Genomic DNA, 19,929 nt, shown 5'->3' on the forward strand with positions numbered 1-19,929 from the left:
TCTCCTATTATATATTATTAATTTATCTTTATCTAACTACTACTGCTGTTCCTGTTGCTGCAACAAAAATCATAGAACCATTTTGTCCTAGACTTTCAAAGTCAATATTTACACCAACAACAGCATTAGCACCTAATTTAAAAGCATTGTTCTTTAATTCTTCTAAAGCATCGTTACGTGCAGATATCAATTCTTTTTCATAACCGCTACTTCTTCCTCCGAAGAAATTTCTAAGTCCAGCTCCTATATCTCTAACAAAATTTATACCCGAAACAACCTCACCAGTTGCTAAACCTTTATATTCCACTATTTCCATACCTGGAATATTATTTGTTGTTGAAATTAACATCGTTATTCCCCCTTTTATTAATCTACTATAATGCCTACTACTTCATCTAAAGATGCTCCTAAAAAATAAGAGTTAATATCTACATTTTCAAGAACTTTTGTTACATCTAATTTACTGTACTTAACGCCTATTAACTTTTGAGCTATATCTTCTACATCCATAACTCCAAAAAAATCTCCAAAGAACTTAACATTAGATATAATACCATTGTCTACCTGAATATTTGCTTCTATCTTACCAGTAGGTAATCTACGATTTCGTTTAATATTAAATTCTGGATTTTTACCATAAACCCAATCCCAAGAATCATTTTTTTCAGATTGTATTTTCTTTATACTAATTAAATCTTCTTCATTAAAAGTATAATCTTCCATATCATACTTATCATTCATATATTTTTTCAAAGCTGTCTTAAAGTCTATCACTGTCATATCTTTATTAGGTAGATGCTTCTTAATGTTAGTTACCCTTGATCTTACCGACTTAATACCTTTTGACTCTATTTTATCTTTAGATACTTTTAAAGCTTCAGAAAGTACACTAGTATCTACATCAAACATTAGACAGCCATGATGCATAATTCTACCCGAACGAACATATTGTGCATTTCCACAGAATTTTTTTCCGTCAATTTCTAAATCATTACGTCCCGTAAAACTAGCACTAACTCCTAAAGAATCTAATGCATCTAATACCGGTTGAGAAAAACTCTTGAAATCAAAAGCTTCCCCACTTCTCCCATTAGATATAATAGTGTAATTTAAATTATTTAAATCATGATAAACAGCTCCTCCGCCACTCACACGACGGATAATCTCTATTCCATTATCATCACAATATTTTTGATTTATCTCTTCTGTGGTATTTTGATTTTTGCCTACAACTATACAAGGCTTATTAATCCATAAAATAAAAACATCATCTTGCTTAGCTAATTCATTAAAAGCATAAAATTCAACCGCAGTATTAAACTTAGGGTCATTACTATTTGTTTCTATATATATCATATACATCCCCTCTATACAAATTTATATTTTCATTAAATTATGCTTACATATATTTAATAAAATTCATCATACAATATAATTCATTACTAAGTAATTATATTATAAAAATAAAACATATTCAATATTGTTGCATAATTTGTAAAATAATTTTTATATATTCAATAATAATTATATTATAAAAAAGATATAATGTAAACTCGGCAAATAAAATTTCTATTTTTACCGAGTCTACATATTAATATATAAAATTTTAAAATAAACTTATTTAGCTAATTCATATCCCGCATCAATCCAAGATACAATTCCTCCTGGTTGACGATAAACTTCTGTAAATCCTGCTTCTTTAGCTATAGTTGCAGCAACATCACTTCTCTCACAAGCTACAAAACCACAATAAACAACTATTTTTTTGTTTTTATTATCTCCCAATATTTTTAAAAATGCCTCTTTTTGTTCAGTAGTTACATCATCCATTTTTGTTGGCAATGTAGCATTTATAGCTCCAGGTATTTTTTGTTTTGCATAAGCATCAGCTGGCATAGTATCTACAAGTATCATATCTTCTTTATTGTCAATCCATTTTTTTAACTCTTCTGTACTAATAAGTTTGTATTTATTTTTATCAACAGCAGTCACTAAATTCATTGCTGCTTTTTCAATTTTTTGCTCATTTCCATCTTTAGATGTTCCTACTCCTTTAGAACAAGCTGATAATGTTAATATTAATAATCCTACAGTAGTAATTAATAATAATTTTTTTAACTTTTTCATTTTTATCTCCTATCCTACAATCTCCCTATATTAATTATAATATTTTAAAAACTATTAGTCAAACGTTTTCTTAAATATGATTTCTTAGTTATATTTTATAAAAATTAAAAGACTTAATATATCATTAAGTCTTTAATAAATTTATTTAAAATAATTAATTCCCATTGCATCTTTAACTTCATCTAAAGTTTTAGCAGCTACTTCTTTAGCATTATCACTTCCTAATTTAAGGATTCTGTAAACTTCTTCTTTATCTTTAGCAAATTCTTCTCTTCGTTCTCTTATTGGGCGTAATAATTCTTGCATTATTTCGTTTAATCTTAATTTTAATTTTACGTCTCCTAAACCGCCTCTTTCATATTGAGCTTTTAATTCTGCTACTTCCTCTTTATTAGGATCAAATATATCTAGATACGTAAATACCACATTCCCCTTAACTTGACCAGGATCTTCGACTCTAATATGATTTGGATCTGTATACATCTTCATAATTTTTGCTTTTATTTCATCAGGAGAATCAGATAAATATATCCCATTATTTAGAGATTTGCTCATTTTTCCATTTCCATCAATACCAATTAGTCTTCCTTGATTTTTTTCTGGTAAAACAATTTCTGGTAATGTTAGTACTTCTTTTTGATAAATTCTATTAAAATCACGAACAATTTCTCTAGTTTGCTCTAACATAGGTTTTTGATCTTCTCCAACAGGTACATGAGTTGCTTCGAATGCTGTAATATCTGCTGCTTGACTTATAGGATAAGCTAAAAATCCTGCTGGAATACTTTCACCAAAATTTTTACTAATTAATTCTTGTTTTACGGTAGGATTACGTTGTAGTCTAGCCAAACTAACTAAATTCATATAATACATAGTAAGCTCAGCTAACTGTGGTATTTGTGATTGAATGAAAATTGTTGTTTTTGCAGGATTTAATCCTATAGCTAGATAATCTAACGCTACCTCTGTGACACTTTCAATAATTTTTTTAGGATTATCTGCATTATCAGTTAATGCTTGTTGATCTGCTATCATAACAAACATTTTGGTATTTTCTTCATTTTGTAACTTTATTCTATTTTTTAAAGAACCTACGTAATGCCCTAAGTGCAGTTTTCCTGTTGGTCTATCTCCTGTCAAAATAATCTTTTTACTCATTAATTAACTCCTTAGTGTATAGTTATGTAAATTATACAATATTGTAATAATATTTGCAATATCAACACAATCAAAAAAGACTAGAGACAATCTCTAGCCTTTTATCTTGTAATCACTAATTATTTGATGATTTCAGTAACAACACCTGAACCTACTGTACGTCCACCTTCACGAATTGAGAAACGAGTTCCTGATTCGATAGCTATTGGTGAAATAAGTTCAACGTTGATTGATACATTATCTCCAGGCATTACCATTTCAGTTCCTTCTGGTAATGTAACTACTCCTGTTACGTCAGTTGTACGGAAGTAGAATTGTGGACGATAGTTTGTGAAGAATGGAGTATGACGTCCACCTTCTTCTTTTGATAATACATACACATCTGCTACGAATTGAGTATGTGGAGTGATTGTTTTAGGAGCTGCTAAAACTTGTCCACGTTCAATATCTTCACGAGCAACACCACGTAATAAAGCACCGATGTTATCTCCTGCTTCAGCGTAGTCTAATAATTTACGGAACATTTCTACTCCTGTTACTGTAGTTGAAGCTGGTTCTTCAGTTAATCCAACGATTTCTACTACATCTCCAACTTTAACTTGTCCACGCTCAACACGTCCTGTTGCAACAGTACCACGTCCAGTGATTGAGAATACGTCCTCTACTGGCATCATGAATGGTTTAGCGTTATCTCTTTCTGGAGTTGGAATATATTCGTCAACTACGTTCATTAACTCAACAACTTTATCTTCCCAAGCTTCTTCACCTTCAAGAGCTTTAAGAGCTGAACCGTGGATTACTGGTACATCGTCTCCATCGAATCCATACTCAGAAAGTAATTCACGTACTTCCATTTCTACTAATTCTAATAACTCTTCGTCATCTACCATATCACATTTGTTTAAGAATACAACGATTTTTGGTACTCCAACGTTACGAGAAAGTAAGATGTGCTCACGAGTTTGAGCCATTGGTCCGTCTGTAGCAGCTATAACTAAGATAGCTCCGTCCATTTGAGCTGCTCCAGTGATCATATTTTTAACGTAGTCAGCGTGTCCTGGACAGTCTACGTGTGCATAGTGACGAGATTCTGTTTCGTACTCGATGTGAGAAGTATTAATTGTAATACCACGTTCTCTTTCTTCTGGTGCGTTATCGATAGCATCGTATGATTTAGCTTCTCCTTTACCAGAACGTTTTGCTAAAACTGTAGCAATTGCTGCAGTTAAAGTAGTTTTTCCGTGGTCAACGTGACCTATTGTACCAATGTTGGCATGTGTTTTACTGCGGTCAAATTTTTCTTTTGCCATTATTTAATGTTCTCCTTGAAATAAATAGATTTTTTACAAGTTACATAGAGTACATCTATGATAACTATATTTTATAATTTTAATGCATAAATTGCAACTATAAAGAATAAATTTATTAATTATCCTTTATTTTTTTTGATAATTTCTTCTGAAATTGATTTTGGTACTTCTTCATAGTGATCAAATACCATTGAGTAAGTTCCACGTCCTTGTGTTGCAGAACGTAATGATGTAGCATATCCAAACATTTCAGATAGTGGTACTTGTGCACTAACTACTTGTGCATTACCACGTGCTTCCATTCCTTCTACACGCCCACGACGTGAAGTAATATCTCCCATAATATCTCCTAGATATTCTTCAGGCATTACTACTTCTACCTTCATAATAGGTTCTAAGATTACAGGGTTACATTTTTTAGCTGCTTCTCTAAGAGCTAAAGAAGCTGCAACTTTAAATGCCATTTCAGATGAATCGACATCGTGGTATGAACCATCGAATAATTTAGCTTTAACGTCTATTAATTCATATCCAGCCAATACCCCATTAGCCATAGAATCTTTAAGTCCTGCTTCTACTGCTGGGATATATTCACGAGGTACAACCCCTCCGACAATTGCATTTTCAAATTCAAATCCTGCTCCTGGTTCGTTTGGAGTAAACTCAATCCAAACATCTCCATATTGTCCACGTCCTCCTGATTGACGAGTGAACTTACCTTGAACTTGAGCTGCTGTTTTGAATGTTTCACGATAAGATACCATTGGTGCCCCTACTGTACATTCAACTTTAAATTCACGACGCATACGGTCTACAATAATATCTAAGTGAAGCTCTCCCATACCTGCTATAATAACTTGACCAGTTTCCTCATCAGTTCCTGCACGGAATGTTGGATCTTCTTCTTGTAATTTTTGTAGAGCTGTAGTCATTTTATCTTGGTCAGCTTTAGATTTTGGTTCAACAGAAAGTTGGATAACTGGTTCTGGGAACTCCATAGATTCTAAGATAACTTCGTTCTTTTCATCACATAAAGTATCTCCAGTAGTTGTATCTTTTAGACCAACTGCTGCTGCAATATCTCCAGCATAAACTTCTGAAATTTCGTTACGTGAGTTAGCGTGCATTTGCAAAATACGTCCTACACGTTCACGTTTACCTTTTGTTGAGTTTTTAACATAAGATCCTGATGATAGTACACCTGAATAAACACGGAAGAATGTTAATTTCCCTACATAAGGGTCAGTCATTACTTTGAAAGCAAGTGCTGCAAATGGTTCTTCATCAGATGCATGTTTTTCAACTTCTTCATCTGTATCTGGATCAATACCTTTAATTGCTGGTACGTCTAATGGAGATGGAAGGTAATCAACTACTGCATCTAGCATTGCTTGAACACCTTTATCTTTAAACGCAGAACCACAAACTACTGGATAAAATTCTACATTACATGTAGCACGACGAATAGCCGCTTTAATTTCATCAATAGTTAATTCTTCTCCACCAAGATATTTTTCCATTAATTCTTCATCAGTTTCAGCAACTGCTTCAATTAATTTTTCACGATATTCTTCTGCTTTATCTTGATATTCAGCTGGAATGTCAGCTATACGAATAGTCTCACCTTTTTGACCTTCGTTATAAATAGCTTTCATTTCTAATAAGTCAATTACAGCCTCAAAGTTGTCTTCAGAACCAATAGGTATTTGAATTGGATGAGCATTTGCTTGTAAACGATCATGTATTGTTCCTACTGAATAGAAGAAATCTGCTCCTGTTTTATCCATTTTGTTGATAAATACTATACGAGGAACTCCATAAGTTGTTGCTTGACGCCAAACTGTTTCAGTTTGTGGCTCAACTCCTGATTGTGCATCAAGAACAGCTACTGCACCGTCAAGTACACGCAATGAACGTTCAACTTCAACAGTGAAGTCTACGTGTCCTGGAGTATCGATAATATTAATACGGTGATTATTCCACTCTGCAGTTGTTGCTGCTGATGTGATTGTTATACCACGCTCTTGCTCTTGTTCCATCCAGTCCATTTGAGAAGCACCTTCATGTGTTTCTCCTATTTTATGAATTTTACCAGTGTAAAATAGAACACGTTCAGTCGTAGTAGTTTTCCCAGCATCAATGTGAGCCATAATACCGATATTACGAGTATCTTTTAAAGAAAACGCTCTAGTCATGAGTCACTTTTCTCCTTTCAATTTTATATAATTAAATTTATTTTGTTTATATAGTGAAAAAGTCAAGCTAATATATAGCTTGATATATCACATTTTTGATTACCAACGGTAGTGAGCAAATGCTTTATTTGCTTCAGCCATTTTGTGAGTATCTTCACGTTTTTTAACAGCTGATCCTGAATTGTTAGCTGCATCTAAAATTTCATTAGCTAGACGTTGCTCCATAGTTTTCTCTCCTCTTAAACGAGCATAGTTAACTAACCAACGTAATCCTAATGTAATTCTTCTTTCTGCACGAACTTCTACAGGTACTTGGTAGTTAGAACCACCAACACGACGAGCACGTACTTCAAGAACTGGCATAATGTTATTTAATGCTTCATCGAACACTTCAATAGCATCACGACCTGATTTTTCTTTTACTATATCAAACGCAGAATATAAAATTCTTTGTGCAGTACCGCGTTTTCCATCTATCATTATTTTGTTAATCAATTTTGTAACTAATTTTGAGTTATAAATTGGATCTGGCAAAACATCACGTTTTGCAACTGGACCTTTACGTGGCATTATGTTGCCTCCTTTCGTATATTTTATCAAATTAATTTTCTGTTATTATTTTTTCTCTTTAGGTTTTTTAGCTCCGTATAGAGAACGACCTTGCATACGGTTGTTAACTCCAGCAGTATCTAACGCTCCACGGATTATGTGGTAACGTACCCCTGGTAAGTCTTTAACACGTCCACCACGAATAAGTACAACACTGTGTTCTTGTAAGTTGTGTCCAATACCTGGGATATATGCTGTAACTTCTATTTGATTTGATAAACGTACACGGGCATATTTACGTAAAGCTGAGTTAGGTTTTTTCGGCGTCATTGTCCCAACACGAGTACAAACTCCTCTTTTTTGTGGAGAAGAAATATTAGTTTCTTTCTTTTTTTGAGAGTTATAACCTTTATTAAGTGCTGGTGAATCTGATTTTGCTAATTTTGATTTACGAGGTTTACGAACTAATTGATTAATAGTAGGCATTCCTTGAATTCCTCCTTCCTTAATTTTTATTAATATAAATTTCTATTTTATTGACCCACAAATCCGGGTGGATCATTTTTGAATAAAAAATTAAAAAGCTAAATGCTTAATTTTAGAGAGTACAGAAATACTCACAAAAAATATAATATCATTTTATAAAAACTTTGTCAACACTTTTTTCAAAAAATATTCAATAATTCCTAATATAATAATTACACTTATCCAGGTGGTTCATTTATAATAAATTTCAATACCTATTTTAGTAAGTATTTATCAAACTTATTTATAAATAAATATTATACATTAATTTATAATTATTAACCTATTATTCAAATAAATAATATTTTCACACAATAAAATTACTTTTATTACTATTAATACATATTTTTTATTAAATAAAAATATAACTTACCGAATATTCGGCAAGTTATATTTTCATTTTTTATTTAGTTTCTCTGTGAAGAGTTACTTTTTTTAATCTTGGACAGTATTTTTTTAATTCAATACGGTCTGGATTATTTCTTTTATTCTTTTTAGTAATGTAGTTTCTATCACCACATTCTGTACAAGCTAATGTTACATTTACGCGCATTGATATAACCTCCTATTTAATATCTTACAACTTTTTCATACAACGTTGAATATTATATCATCTTTTATTTTAAAAAGCTAGTATTTTGTTAAAATTTTATAATTGTTTTTTTCTATTTTTTAACTCTTTAATTTTATTTAATCTTTTTTCTTTTCGTTCTTTCTTTTCTTGACGTGAACTACTCTTAATTGGTCCTCTTGCAACGTGTTCTTTACTGTCATTAGTTATTAAAACTTTTTCTTCTTCTTTTATTTCTATTTCCGCTTGTTTTTCAACTTTAAGTTTTAATAGTCCTTCTGCTACACTATCTTCTATCTCATCAATCATATTTTCAAACATTATATGACCTTCATTTTTATATTCTCGTAAAGGATCAATTTGTCCATATGAACGTAAAAATATTCCTTTTCTTAGTTGATCCATTTGATCAATATGGTCAGTCCAATGTTTATCAATAGAATTTAATAAAATATATTTCTCAAAATTGTTCATATTTTCATCAGTAAGTTGTTCACGTTTTTCAGCCAATTCTTCTTCTGCATTTTTCAACGCTATTTGTATTATTTCTTCTGCATCAGCATCATCAGAATAATTTCCTACTAAAATTTTATTATTAGTCAAATATTTTTCGTTTAAAGTTTTTACAACATCTCTAACATCTACTTCTTCATCACTATAAATGTTATTAAACGAATATTCTACTGTTTTTGTAATAGCACTATTTATCATATCATTTACTATATCTGATACATATTCACTTTCTAGGACTTGATTTCGCTCACCATACATGATTTCTCTTTGTTTCCTAAGGACATCATCATATTGTAAAACTTGTTTTCGAGAATCAAAATTATTTCCTTCAACTCGTTTCTGTGCACTTTCTACAGAACGACTAACCATTCTACTTTCAAATGGTGAGTCATCATTTGCATCCATCAATCCTTTAAGTCTATCTGCACCAAATCTAACCATAAGCTCATCTTCTAATGATAAGTAAAATCTAGAATATCCTGGATCTCCTTGACGTCCAGAACGTCCTCTTAACTGATTATCAATACGTCTTGATTCATGTCTTTCTGTACCGATAACAGCTAAGCCTCCTAGTTCTCTAACACCTTCGCCTAATTTAATATCTGTTCCACGTCCTGCCATATTAGTTGCAATTGTAACAGAACCTAACTGTCCAGCTTGTTTTATAATTTCAGCTTCACTTTCATTTTGCTTAGCATTAAGTACTTTATGAGGCACACCTGCTCTATACAATAATTTTGATATTAATTCACTAGTTTCTATTGCTACTGTACCTAAAAGGACTGGTTGTCCTTTTAAATATCTTTCTCTAACTTCTTCTACCATAGCACGATACTTCGACTCCATACTTCCATATATCAAATCTGGTGCATCGATACGCATTATCGGTTTATTAGTTGGTATAGTAGTAACATACATATTGTAAATATTTCTAAATTCTTCTTCCTCTGTCTTGGCTGTACCAGTCATACCACTAAGTTTTTTATACATTCTAAAATAATTTTGGAAGGTAATTGTAGCCATCGTCTTACTTTCTCTTTGGACAGTTACTCCTTCTTTAGCTTCTATAGCTTGGTGTAATCCTTCAGAGAATCTACGTCCTGGCATTGTACGTCCAGTAAATTGATCAACTATTAATATTTCACCTTCTTCTACAACATAATCAACATCTAGCTTCATAGTATAATTTGCTTTTAATGCTTGATTAATATGATGAGTTAATTCTACATTTTTCAAATCATATAAATTGTTCAATCCAAAATAACTCTCTGCTTTATCTATACCATGCTCAGACAATTGAATATTTTTAGTTTTCACATCTAGAGTATAATCTCCGTCACTACCATCCTCTTCTTCTGCACGATGTAGAGTTTTTACAAAAGCATTAGCTACTTGGTATAAAGAAGTAGATTCTTGACCTTCTCCAGAAATAATAAGCGGTGTTCTAGCTTCATCAATAAGTACAGAGTCTACCTCATCTATTACTGCATAACTAAGTGGTCTTTGTACTCTTGATTCAACAGTACGAACCATATTATCACGCAAGTAGTCAAAACCTAACTCATTATTAGTCGAATAAGTTATATCACATTTATAAACTTCACGTTTCTCTTCTGGAGTAAGAGAGTTTAAATTTAACCCTACTGTTAATCCCATATATTCATAAAAAACACCCATCTCTTCTTTATCACGTTGAGACAAATATTCATTTACCGTAATAACATGTACACCTTCTCCATATAATGCATTTAAATATACAGGCATAGTAGCAGTTAACGTCTTACCTTCTCCTGTACGCATCTCTGCAATATCTCCCCTATGAAGAGCAAGTCCACCCATAATTTGAACTTTATAAGGCTTCATTCCCAGTGATCTACTAGAACCTTCTCTTGCAGCAGCCATAGCATCTATTAAAATATCATTTAAAATATCTTCTTTAGATCTGCCTTTTTCTTTTTGTTCTAAAATATAATTTTTAAATTCTACTGTTTTATTTTTTAATTGCTCTTCTGTTAATAGAGCATATTCTTCTTCTTTTGCAATAATTTTATCAGCTATTTTTGATAGACTTTTTAATTCTCGTCTGTTCGCATCAAAAATTTTACCAAATAAACCCATATTAGTTTTCCTCTCATTTAATTACCTAATATAATTTTGTCATAATATTACAATTATATCATCAAAATATATATTTATCAAATCTTGAAAATTTATTACTAAAAGAGTTTAGAGAAAATCTCCAAACTCTTTAATTTAATATTTAAATCTTATTACCTCAACTTTGTATCCGTCTGGATCAGTTATAAAGTAGTAGCCAGGCTTACTTCCTGGTAATCCTTTTAAGTCTGTAACGTTATATCCTAATTCTACGTGTTTTTTATGTAACTCTTCCAAATTTTCTACTGCTATAGCAATATGACCATATCCATTTCCTAAATCATATTCACCATGATCGTAGTTATAAGTCAACTCTAGTTCATAGCTATCATTAGGTAGTGTTAAATATACTAATGTGAACTTATACTCTGGAAAATCTCTTTTTCTACTCACAGTAAAATCAAAAGCTTCCGTATAAAACTTAATAGATTCTTCTAAATCTTTAACTCTATAGCAAGTGTGTACCATTTGTTGTTTCATAGTATATGTCTCCTTTTTATAAGATAGTCCATCCAATAGCTACTGATCCTAATCCTAAATGTGTAGCTATTACAGGCCCAATAACTCCTACATCTACATTTATATCATTATAATTACTTTCTAAATATTCTTTAAGCTCTTCTGCTCTGTCTTCTGCCTCTACATGAATAACACAAACATGAATATTTTTCCCTTTGTTTTCAACATAAAATTCATCGAATAATTCTAATATTCGTGCAATAGCTTTTTTATAAGTACGTATTTTTTGATATGGGACTATTATTTTGTCTTCGAAATGTAGTATAGGCTTAACTTGTAACAAATTACCTATCAGAGCTTGTGCACCATTTAATCTTCCACCACGATGCAAATGAGTCAAATCATCAACTACAAAATAAGCCTTAGAATATTTTTTCATATCGTTTAAAGATTCAATAATCTCATCTGGAGATTTTCCTTGATTTATTAATTCAAGTGCTTTTATAACATAAAAAGTTTCCGCTTGACAAGATACTTCAGAATCAAAAGAATGAACATTAATATCTGGAACCATTAATGATGCAACAGAATAAGATGAGAACGTACCACTTATCCCACTAGATAAAGATATAGCTATCACATCAGTATAACCTTCTTCTTTCAAATTTTCTAAAGTAGCTACTACCTCTCCTATAGAAGGTTGTGAGGTTGTAGGAAATGTATTATTATCGTCTGTTAAATACTCTTTATATTCGTTCGAAGTAATATCTATTAACTCTTTTCTAGTCGAATTATTAATAGTAGCACTTAAATATACAATCTTTAAATTCTCATTTTCTTTTAACTCTTCACTCATATAAGAGGTAGAATCAACTAATACTGCTATTTTTTCCACTAAATCAACCTACTATTAAATAATTAACAGCTTTTCCTTTCTTAAGTTTAATTAAACTTCTCTACATGATACAGTTCTAATTCAACTTTTGTTTCACGTCCCATAAGTTCAATCATAACATCAACTTTGTAATTAGCTAAATCAATATCTGATACTTTTCCTTCCATACCAACGAAAGGCCCAGAAATAACATTTACATAATCACCTATGCTAATATCAACTTCTGTAACACTTGCTAATCCCATTTCTTTTAGAATAAAATTAATTTCTTCTGGTAATAAAGGACTCGGCTTACTCCCCGACCCATGAGATCCTACAAATCCCGTAACACCAGGAGTATTTCTAACAATAAACCAAGAGTCATCAGTCATAACTAACTCTACTAATACATACCCCGGGAAAGTTTTTCTCGTAACCTCTTTTTTCTTTCCTGTAGGTGTTACTATAACTTCTTTTTCCTCAGGTACTACTATCCTAAATATCTTATCTTCCATATTTAGGGTTTCTACTCTTTTTTCTAAATTATCTTTTACTTTATTTTCATAACCAGAATAAGTATGTATAACATACCATTCTTTATTCACTGTATTTTCCATTAATTTTTATCACCTTACTAGTTATTTTATTAATAAATCTTAATATACCTTAATAACGCTGTTATACCTAAATCAACTAAATAAGTAAATGCCATCAAAACACCTACAGCAAAAATAACTATAGCTGTTTTTTTCAGTAACTCTAACCCTGTAGGCCAGCTTACTTTTCTCATTTCAGATACAACACCCTTTAAAAATTTAATCATTAAAGAATAATTCCTCCATAAATATATTTTTATTCAAATATACTAAATTATACACTATTACTACACAAATATCAAGGTATTAACTGTGTAGATTAATATATTTATAACAATAAACCCTTTATTTTACTGATATATAAGTTTATTTAGATACTTTTTTATACATAAATTAAAAAGACCGATACAATTTTTTGTACCGATCCTTTTTTCTTAAGAAACTTGTAAACTGTACAATCTGTAAATTAATATCCCAAAAAATAAAATTAAAATAATTATTATAGTATAAAATTTATAGTTTTTCATAGAATAAAATTAAATTGTACCCGTTAATTTTTTCTCTAGAATATTTCTAACATGTTCACAAATACGAGTGAAGTGAGTAATTAAATCTATGTATACCACTCCTCCTGAAATTCCGCAAGAACCTTCTCTCATTCTATTTGTATGGTTCTTTCTTGCATTCTTTTCTAAAGCATACATTTTATTGCAGATAGCTAAGGCTTCTCCTGCAATAACATTATCATCTTCTTCTAAACTCTTAATTGTTAAATCTATCATTTTTACAGATTGTTCGTGCATTTCTTTAACTTCTTTTACTGCATCATCAGAAAATTTAATACCCTTATCAATCTGGTATTTTATAGAAGTTATGATATCTCTTGAATGATCTCCTATACGTTCAATATCACGTGTTCCATCTAACAATCCAGAAGCCTCTATACCTTCTTTTTCACTTAATTTCTCTCTAAATAATAAAGATAAGTAATTAGTCATCTCTTCATCTATAGAATTTATTGCTTCTTCTATAGTAATACCCTTATTGAAAAGTTTTTCTTCTTTTGTTAAAAAATAATTAACAGCATTATTAACACTCTTTTGTGATAATTCTAACATACTTATAAATTCTTTTTTTACTTGCCCTAAAGCTATAGCAGGAGCGCTAGTTATTAAAGATGTTTCTAAATGTTGAGTTCTATACTTAATAACTTCATCCTCACCTGGAATAATTTTAGTAACTATAACCGCTAGTAACCAAATGAATGGGAACTGTAATAATGTGTTCAACACATTAAAAGTACCATGAGCAAATGCTATAGTCATTTTAGGATCTAAACCTAGAGAATTTTCTATATATTGAATGAACATAGTATACGGATATAAAGCAATAAGACATATAATTGTCCCTATAACATTAAACAATACGTGTGCTGCAGCCACACGTCTAGCAGCAATTGTTGATCCTAAAACTGCTAAAACTGCTGTAATAGTTGTTCCTATATTATCTCCAAATAATACCGGTAATGCTGCTGATAAATCAACTGCTCCATCAGCATATAAATTTTGTAAAATAGCTATAGTAGCTGCTGATGATTGAATTAACATAGTTAACACCGTCCCTACAGTAACACCTACTATCGGGCTATCAGATAAATGTCCTAATGCAGCCATAAACCAATCCATCTCTTTCATTGGTCCCATAGCAGAAGACATAAGTTTTAATGAATAAAATATACCTCCTACACCGAAAAGAACTCGTCCTATATTATTAACATTTTTTCGCTTAGTAAAAAATAAACACGCTGCCCCTATAAATATTACTGGTAAAGCATAAGCAGATAAGTTAAATCCTATTATAAATGATGTTACAGTTGTACCTATGTTAGCTCCCATAACTATACCTATAGCTTGTTTTAAGTTTAATAATCCTGCAGCCACTAAACTTACAGTTATAACTGTTGAACCTGAACTAGACTGTATAAGTACTGTAACAAAAATACCTACCAAAACAGCTCTAAGCGGTGTAGACGTGTACCTATCAAGTACATTTCTCATCTTATCCCCTGCTATTAATTGAAGACCGTCTCCCATATATTTAATACTAAATAGAAAAAGACCTAATCCTCCAAAAAAAGTAAATAAAATATTTTGCCATATCTCTGACATGACCTTTTCCTCCTAAAATATGTATAAGTATTTGTAGAATTACCACAAATACCCTTAAATTATAACAAATATATTTTATAAATACAACTACATTATAATTAATTATACTATTATTTTAGAAATAAATTAATATATTTAAAATTTATTTTTTGTGAATGGTTCCAAAATGATAAAAATAAATATGTTGATATTAATAATTAAAATTTCAATATATTTCAAACTAAATATTCAATTTTTTAATAGCTAATTAAAAAAGTTTTAATATTTATAATAGAGATTTATTTTAAATATTTAATAATTTAAAACAACAAAACATAGGTTGATTATTACACCTCAACAAATGCAAACAATAACAAAACATATCGATACTTCTTACAAGATAGTAAATGGTAATATAATAATTAATTTATACGGTATATACTGTGATACTTTATGACAAAAAATACCCCTTAAACATATGTTCAAGGGGCTTTAATTATTAACGTGAGTAGTACTCAACTATTAATTGTTCATTTATTTCTTGATTTAATTCACTTCTCTCTGGAACTCTTACTAATGATCCTTCTAATTTATCTGCATCAAAAGTTAAGTATTCAGGTACAAAGTTAGTTATTTCTACTGCTTCTTTTATAATTTCTAGGTTACGAGATTTTTCTCTTACTGAAACTACTTGACCTGGTTTTACTTGATATGAAGCTATATCAACTTTTTTACCATCAACCAATACGTGTCCATGGTTTACTAATTGACGAGCTTGACGATTAGTTCTAGCTAATCCTAAGCTGTAAACTACTGAGTCCAAACGAGTAGCTAATAAAGCCATAAAGTTTGTACCATGTAATCCTTGTAATTTACCTGCTTTATCAAATAATTTACGGAATTGCTTTTCGTTCATACCGTGTAAGTAACGAAGTTTTTGTTTTTCTTGTAATTGTAATCCGTATTCAGATAATTTTTTTCTTTGGTTTGGACCATGTTGTCCTGGTGCGTAAGGACGTCTTGCTAACTCCTTACCTGTACCGCTTAATGATATTCCTAAGCGACGTGATTTTTTCCAAGTTGAACCTGTAAAACGAGCCATTTTATGCTCCTCCTTAATTTCTTTTTGTTTTTTTGGTAAAACAAAAAGCACAAATATCCGCTGTTGTATATGTTATAAAAATTGGAACTTCGTCTAGCAGCATAGACTACGAGTTGCCACATCAAAAAATGTATAACATAGAGGCAATAACAAATATTTCACTGCTATTATATTTTACACTGTTTAATATCTTAACACTATTTTATTATTTAGTCAATAGATTTATTTAAAAACCTTGTTTCTTTAAAATTTCTTTCGTCTTAGAATTATTTTTCTCATAAACATCAGCAAATTTTTGACTCCATAACTTAGTCTCTCTGGCTTCTGCAAAAATCTCTAATGTTTCATTATACTCATCTATATCTTCTAAAGTAGATGAAGGATAGCTATTATAGCCTACATTAACTTTAGCATTAAATCTTGGTTTAACTCTTTCAGTAGTTAGTTCTTCATCCAACTTACCGATGCTAAGTCCACATATAGGGAAACTATATTTAGGAATATTTAACATTTCTATTATTTCCTCTGCTATTACACGTACACCACCACAAAATACAGTTCCATAGCCTAAAGATTCTGCTACTGTAGCAGCATTTTGCATAGCAAGTGATACATCAGTTGTTGAATTAATCAATATATCAACATTATCCTCTATATCAAAATTTTTACTATGTTTTTTACTAGCTAAACTATGTCTAGTTAAATCTATACAAAATATAAGAAAAACCGAACTAGTTTGTATGTGAGGATTCCTCATAGATAGTTCAAACAATCTATCTTTAATAGTTTGGTCATCTACTACTATTATATTGTAGTGTTGTCCATTCATCCAACTAGGTGCTTGTTTTGCACAATCTAAAATTGTATCTAATTCTAATTTTGATAGTTTATACCCTTTTATAAAATTGCGATTAGATCTATGTTCTTTTATAGTACTTATTACTTCATTCATTATTTTATACTCCTATAATATTGATGTTGCATCTAATTATAAATAATAGTTATTAAATTAAAAATAATTTTAAAATTAATTTATACAGACCAATTAATGAAATTTATATATCCTACAATTATCTTTCTATACTAAATCCTATTACTTTAACTTTGTTTACATATTTTAAATTTTCAATTTTTGTTTTTAAAGTTTCTATAGTAGTAACTTCTAAATCAATATTTAAAGAAAATATAATTGTTGCTCTATTATTTATAGGTACTGTTTGATGAATAGTTATTACACTACATCTCTCTCCATTTACAATAGATAATATTTCTCCTAAGATTCCTGGTATATCATCTACATTTATTGATAATGATAAAACAGAATCCTTTTTGAAATCTTCAATAGGAAATATAGTGTCTTTATATTTATAAAATGCACTTCTACTTAAATCATACTTCTTTGCAGCCTCTAGTATAGATAAGTCTGGATTTTCTTCTAAAACTTTTTTTATTTTCAAAGTTTTTTGTATAGCTTCTGATAAAACATCTTCCCTAATAATATAATATTTTTTATCATCAAATTTCATAATTATTTACTCCACAAATTCAAATTCACCTTTTAATATTTTTACAGTATCTCCATTAGAGCATCCTCTAGCTCTTAGAGCATCATCAACTCCCATAGAACGCATTTGTTGAGCAAATCTTCTCACAGATGCATCTCTATTGAAATCAGTCATTAAAAATGCTCTTTCTATTCCTGCACCACTTACTACATAAGCACCAGTATCATCTCTTGTAATAGTAAATGTTTCGTCCTTAGGTTTATGCTTGTAAAGAACTCTGTTTTCCATATTTTCATCTTCTGCATTTAGTTCATAAAGAAGACTAGGATCTGTATTTTCTAAAATATCACTTACTTTATAAAGTAAATTATCTATATTTTCTCTAGTAAAAGCAGATATTTCTACTATTTCTATATCTTCTCCATTCTCTTTCAAATCTTTCTTGAATTTTTCTAAATTTTCTTTAGAGTCTGGCATATCCATCTTGTTAGCAACGACTACCTGTGGTCTTTCCAAAAGTCTCATATTATAATTTTCTAACTCAGCATTAATTATTTTATAATCTTCATATGGATTTCTTCCATCAGTTGCAGACATATCAATAACGTGAACTATAACTTTAGTTCTTTCGATATGGCGTAAAAATTGATGCCCGAGTCCTACACCTTGACTCGCCCCTTCTATTAGACCAGGCAAGTCTGCCATAACAAAACTTTTATGATCTTTAGTTTCTACTACTCCTAAGTTAGGAACTAAAGTTGTAAAGTGATATTCTGCTATTTTAGGCTTTGCTTTAGAAGTTATCGATAATAAAGTTGATTTACCTACCGAAGGGAAGCCTACCAATCCTACATCTGCCATCAACTTAAGCTCTAATGTTAAATTTCTTTCTTCTCCAGGTTCCCCGTTCTCTGCAATCTCTGGTGCAGGATTAGAAGGTGTGGCAAAGCGACAATTACCTCGACCACCGCGACCTCCTCTAGCTATAAGCACTTCTTGATTATGTTGAGTCAAATCACCTAGAACTTCTCCTGTATCTGTATCTTTAATTACCGTTCCTGGTGGCACTATTAAATATAAGTCTTTAGATTTTCTTCCGTGCATACCTTTACTCATACCATTCTCACCATTAGGTGCTATAAATTTCTTTTGATAGCGGTAATCCATAAAAGTTCTAAGACCTTCGTCAACTTTAAAAATTACATTAGCTCCTCTTCCTCCGTCCCCTCCTGCAGGACCTCCTTTAGGAACATATTTTTCTCGACGAAACGCTACTAATCCATTTCCTCCGTCTCCTGAACGAACATAAATTTTTACCTCATCTATAAACATTTCTTCACTCCTATAAAATTATTTACCAATCATCATAACTTAAAAATTAATCACTAATATTATAACATAATATATAAATTTTAAAAAAATAAACGGTATAATGGCTAACCATTACACCGTAAACTTACTCCACAGGCAGGACTCGAACCTGCGACCCTCTGATTAACAGTCAGATGCTACTACCAACTGAGCTACTGTGGATCAATGATCAATGGAGGAGGAAAGGGGATTCGAACCCCTGCGAGCTTTTACACTCCTGTCGGTTTTCAAGACCGATCCCTTCAGCCGGACTTGGGTATTCCTCCTTAATAAAAATGGAGCGGGTGATGAGAATCGAACTCACAACATCAGTTTGGAAGACTGAGGTTTTACCACTAAACTACACCCGCTTAAAACATTTAACTAACACGTTTCTTACAAAATAAATTATATTAAAAATAAAATAGTATGTCAATACTTTTTTTAAAAATTTTTATCTATTATTTATACCGCTAAAATATTTCTAAAGTTAACATGGCAAATGTACCATAAAAATACATTTCTATAATATCACTATACAAATATAAACAAATATAATGTTTCTGTAATATAATTTAATTATAAAATACAATATTCCAGTGACTTTTTAAGTAAATAAAATATTGAAACTACCTAACTGCAAATAGTTTTTTTATTATCCTGATTTTATGACATCATTTCAAATGAGGTCACTAGAACAGTTTATTTTAAATTTTTTTACTTTTAATTTTGCTTTTTTAGTGTGATTTTATATTTTACCAATTACCCACATTATAAATAATTGAATATAA

The 19,929-nt window shown here is 30.6% G+C and carries 19 protein-coding genes and 3 tRNA genes; all 22 read right to left on the bottom strand.

Annotated elements, in window-relative coordinates:
* Window positions 1-28 precede the first annotated feature (28 nt).
* Window positions 29-349 carry a YbjQ family protein gene (locus tag HZY83_RS02285; RefSeq protein ID WP_179942465.1) on the bottom strand — a complete coding sequence of 107 codons (321 nt, stop codon included), beginning with the start codon at window positions 347-349 and terminating at the stop codon, window positions 29-31.
* Between the two features lie 17 nt (window positions 350-366).
* Window positions 367-1,356, bottom strand: a complete 990-nt coding sequence (gene lplA / locus HZY83_RS02290; RefSeq protein WP_179942466.1) for a lipoate--protein ligase — start codon at window positions 1,354-1,356, stop codon at window positions 367-369.
* 261 nt (window positions 1,357-1,617) lie between these two features.
* Window positions 1,618-2,127: a rhodanese-like domain-containing protein gene (locus HZY83_RS02295; RefSeq protein ID WP_179942467.1), complete on the bottom strand. Its 510-nt coding sequence runs from the start codon at window positions 2,125-2,127 to the stop codon at window positions 1,618-1,620.
* A gap of 141 nt (window positions 2,128-2,268) precedes the next feature.
* Window positions 2,269-3,285, bottom strand: a complete 1,017-nt coding sequence (trpS, locus tag HZY83_RS02300; protein WP_179942468.1) for a tryptophan--tRNA ligase — start codon at window positions 3,283-3,285, stop codon at window positions 2,269-2,271.
* A gap of 119 nt (window positions 3,286-3,404) precedes the next feature.
* Window positions 3,405-4,595 carry an elongation factor Tu gene (gene tuf, locus HZY83_RS02305; protein WP_179942469.1) on the bottom strand — a complete coding sequence of 397 codons (1,191 nt, stop codon included), beginning with the start codon at window positions 4,593-4,595 and terminating at the stop codon, window positions 3,405-3,407.
* Between the two features lie 119 nt (window positions 4,596-4,714).
* Window positions 4,715-6,790, bottom strand: a complete 2,076-nt coding sequence (fusA, locus tag HZY83_RS02310; protein ID WP_179942470.1) for an elongation factor G — start codon at window positions 6,788-6,790, stop codon at window positions 4,715-4,717.
* A 99-nt stretch (window positions 6,791-6,889) separates the two neighbouring features.
* Window positions 6,890-7,360, bottom strand: a complete 471-nt coding sequence (gene rpsG / locus HZY83_RS02315; RefSeq protein WP_179942471.1) for a 30S ribosomal protein S7 — start codon at window positions 7,358-7,360, stop codon at window positions 6,890-6,892.
* A gap of 45 nt (window positions 7,361-7,405) precedes the next feature.
* On the bottom strand, window positions 7,406-7,825 hold the full coding sequence (gene rpsL, locus HZY83_RS02320) for a 30S ribosomal protein S12 (RefSeq protein ID WP_179942472.1): 420 nt from the start codon (window positions 7,823-7,825) through the stop codon (window positions 7,406-7,408).
* A 442-nt stretch (window positions 7,826-8,267) separates the two neighbouring features.
* Window positions 8,268-8,417 carry a 50S ribosomal protein L33 gene (gene rpmG, locus HZY83_RS02325; RefSeq protein ID WP_003145675.1) on the bottom strand — a complete coding sequence of 50 codons (150 nt, stop codon included), beginning with the start codon at window positions 8,415-8,417 and terminating at the stop codon, window positions 8,268-8,270.
* A gap of 96 nt (window positions 8,418-8,513) precedes the next feature.
* A complete protein-coding gene (gene secA, locus HZY83_RS02330; RefSeq protein WP_179942473.1) occupies window positions 8,514-11,066 on the bottom strand; it encodes a preprotein translocase subunit SecA in 2,553 nt (850 codons plus the stop codon).
* A 135-nt stretch (window positions 11,067-11,201) separates the two neighbouring features.
* Window positions 11,202-11,585, bottom strand: coding sequence for a lactoylglutathione lyase (gloA, locus tag HZY83_RS02335; RefSeq protein WP_179942474.1), 384 nt, complete (start codon window positions 11,583-11,585; stop codon window positions 11,202-11,204).
* 16 nt (window positions 11,586-11,601) lie between these two features.
* A complete protein-coding gene (locus tag HZY83_RS02340; protein WP_179942475.1) occupies window positions 11,602-12,459 on the bottom strand; it encodes a DegV family protein in 858 nt (285 codons plus the stop codon).
* 47 nt (window positions 12,460-12,506) lie between these two features.
* A complete protein-coding gene (gene nusG / locus HZY83_RS02345; RefSeq protein ID WP_179942476.1) occupies window positions 12,507-13,055 on the bottom strand; it encodes a transcription termination/antitermination protein NusG in 549 nt (182 codons plus the stop codon).
* A 29-nt stretch (window positions 13,056-13,084) separates the two neighbouring features.
* Window positions 13,085-13,261 carry a preprotein translocase subunit SecE gene (gene secE / locus HZY83_RS02350; RefSeq protein WP_179942477.1) on the bottom strand — a complete coding sequence of 59 codons (177 nt, stop codon included), beginning with the start codon at window positions 13,259-13,261 and terminating at the stop codon, window positions 13,085-13,087.
* Window positions 13,262-13,570: 309 nt separating this feature from the next.
* Window positions 13,571-15,202, bottom strand: a complete 1,632-nt coding sequence (locus HZY83_RS02355) for a Na/Pi cotransporter family protein (protein WP_179942478.1) — start codon at window positions 15,200-15,202, stop codon at window positions 13,571-13,573.
* 478 nt (window positions 15,203-15,680) lie between these two features.
* Window positions 15,681-16,283 (bottom strand): 30S ribosomal protein S4, encoded by a 603-nt coding sequence (gene rpsD / locus HZY83_RS02360; protein WP_179942479.1) that lies wholly within the window; start codon window positions 16,281-16,283, stop codon window positions 15,681-15,683.
* A gap of 226 nt (window positions 16,284-16,509) precedes the next feature.
* Window positions 16,510-17,235: a nitroreductase family protein gene (locus HZY83_RS02365; protein ID WP_179942480.1), complete on the bottom strand. Its 726-nt coding sequence runs from the start codon at window positions 17,233-17,235 to the stop codon at window positions 16,510-16,512.
* 118 nt (window positions 17,236-17,353) lie between these two features.
* Window positions 17,354-17,809 carry an ACT domain-containing protein gene (locus HZY83_RS02370; RefSeq protein WP_179942481.1) on the bottom strand — a complete coding sequence of 152 codons (456 nt, stop codon included), beginning with the start codon at window positions 17,807-17,809 and terminating at the stop codon, window positions 17,354-17,356.
* A gap of 6 nt (window positions 17,810-17,815) precedes the next feature.
* Window positions 17,816-19,120: a GTPase ObgE gene (gene obgE / locus HZY83_RS02375; protein WP_179942482.1), complete on the bottom strand. Its 1,305-nt coding sequence runs from the start codon at window positions 19,118-19,120 to the stop codon at window positions 17,816-17,818.
* Window positions 19,121-19,247: 127 nt separating this feature from the next.
* A tRNA-Asn gene (locus HZY83_RS02380) sits at window positions 19,248-19,321 on the bottom strand.
* Window positions 19,322-19,332: 11 nt separating this feature from the next.
* Window positions 19,333-19,425 (bottom strand) — tRNA-Ser (locus HZY83_RS02385).
* Window positions 19,426-19,435: 10 nt separating this feature from the next.
* A tRNA-Gly gene (locus HZY83_RS02390) sits at window positions 19,436-19,509 on the bottom strand.
* Between the last annotated feature and the right edge of the window lie 420 nt (window positions 19,510-19,929).

Origin of the sequence: Gemella sp. GH3 (assembly GCF_013415425.1) — a bacterium.
Taxonomy (GTDB): Bacteria; Bacillota; Bacilli; order Staphylococcales; family Gemellaceae; genus Gemelliphila.

What these genes read in the sequence shown, in the direction of transcription:
- HZY83_RS02285 (WP_179942465.1), bottom strand. Translation starts at nt 349, where the DNA reads ATGTTAATTTCAACAACAAATAATATTCCAGGTATGGAAATAGTGGAA.
- lplA (WP_179942466.1), bottom strand. Translation starts at nt 1,356, where the DNA reads ATGATATATATAGAAACAAATAGTAATGACCCTAAGTTTAATACTGCG.
- HZY83_RS02295 (WP_179942467.1), bottom strand. Translation starts at nt 2,127, where the DNA reads ATGAAAAAGTTAAAAAAATTATTATTAATTACTACTGTAGGATTATTA.
- trpS (WP_179942468.1), bottom strand. Translation starts at nt 3,285, where the DNA reads ATGAGTAAAAAGATTATTTTGACAGGAGATAGACCAACAGGAAAACTG.
- tuf (WP_179942469.1), bottom strand. Translation starts at nt 4,595, where the DNA reads ATGGCAAAAGAAAAATTTGACCGCAGTAAAACACATGCCAACATTGGT.
- fusA (WP_179942470.1), bottom strand. Translation starts at nt 6,790, where the DNA reads ATGACTAGAGCGTTTTCTTTAAAAGATACTCGTAATATCGGTATTATG.
- rpsG (WP_179942471.1), bottom strand. Translation starts at nt 7,360, where the DNA reads ATGCCACGTAAAGGTCCAGTTGCAAAACGTGATGTTTTGCCAGATCCA.
- rpsL (WP_179942472.1), bottom strand. Translation starts at nt 7,825, where the DNA reads ATGCCTACTATTAATCAATTAGTTCGTAAACCTCGTAAATCAAAATTA.
- rpmG (WP_003145675.1), bottom strand. Translation starts at nt 8,417, where the DNA reads ATGCGCGTAAATGTAACATTAGCTTGTACAGAATGTGGTGATAGAAAC.
- secA (WP_179942473.1), bottom strand. Translation starts at nt 11,066, where the DNA reads ATGGGTTTATTTGGTAAAATTTTTGATGCGAACAGACGAGAATTAAAA.
- gloA (WP_179942474.1), bottom strand. Translation starts at nt 11,585, where the DNA reads ATGAAACAACAAATGGTACACACTTGCTATAGAGTTAAAGATTTAGAA.
- nusG (WP_179942476.1), bottom strand. Translation starts at nt 13,055, where the DNA reads ATGGAAAATACAGTGAATAAAGAATGGTATGTTATACATACTTATTCT.
- secE (WP_179942477.1), bottom strand. Translation starts at nt 13,261, where the DNA reads ATGATTAAATTTTTAAAGGGTGTTGTATCTGAAATGAGAAAAGTAAGC.
- HZY83_RS02355 (WP_179942478.1), bottom strand. Translation starts at nt 15,202, where the DNA reads ATGTCAGAGATATGGCAAAATATTTTATTTACTTTTTTTGGAGGATTA.
- rpsD (WP_179942479.1), bottom strand. Translation starts at nt 16,283, where the DNA reads ATGGCTCGTTTTACAGGTTCAACTTGGAAAAAATCACGTCGCTTAGGA.
- HZY83_RS02365 (WP_179942480.1), bottom strand. Translation starts at nt 17,235, where the DNA reads ATGAATGAAGTAATAAGTACTATAAAAGAACATAGATCTAATCGCAAT.
- HZY83_RS02370 (WP_179942481.1), bottom strand. Translation starts at nt 17,809, where the DNA reads ATGAAATTTGATGATAAAAAATATTATATTATTAGGGAAGATGTTTTA.
- obgE (WP_179942482.1), bottom strand. Translation starts at nt 19,120, where the DNA reads ATGTTTATAGATGAGGTAAAAATTTATGTTCGTTCAGGAGACGGAGGA.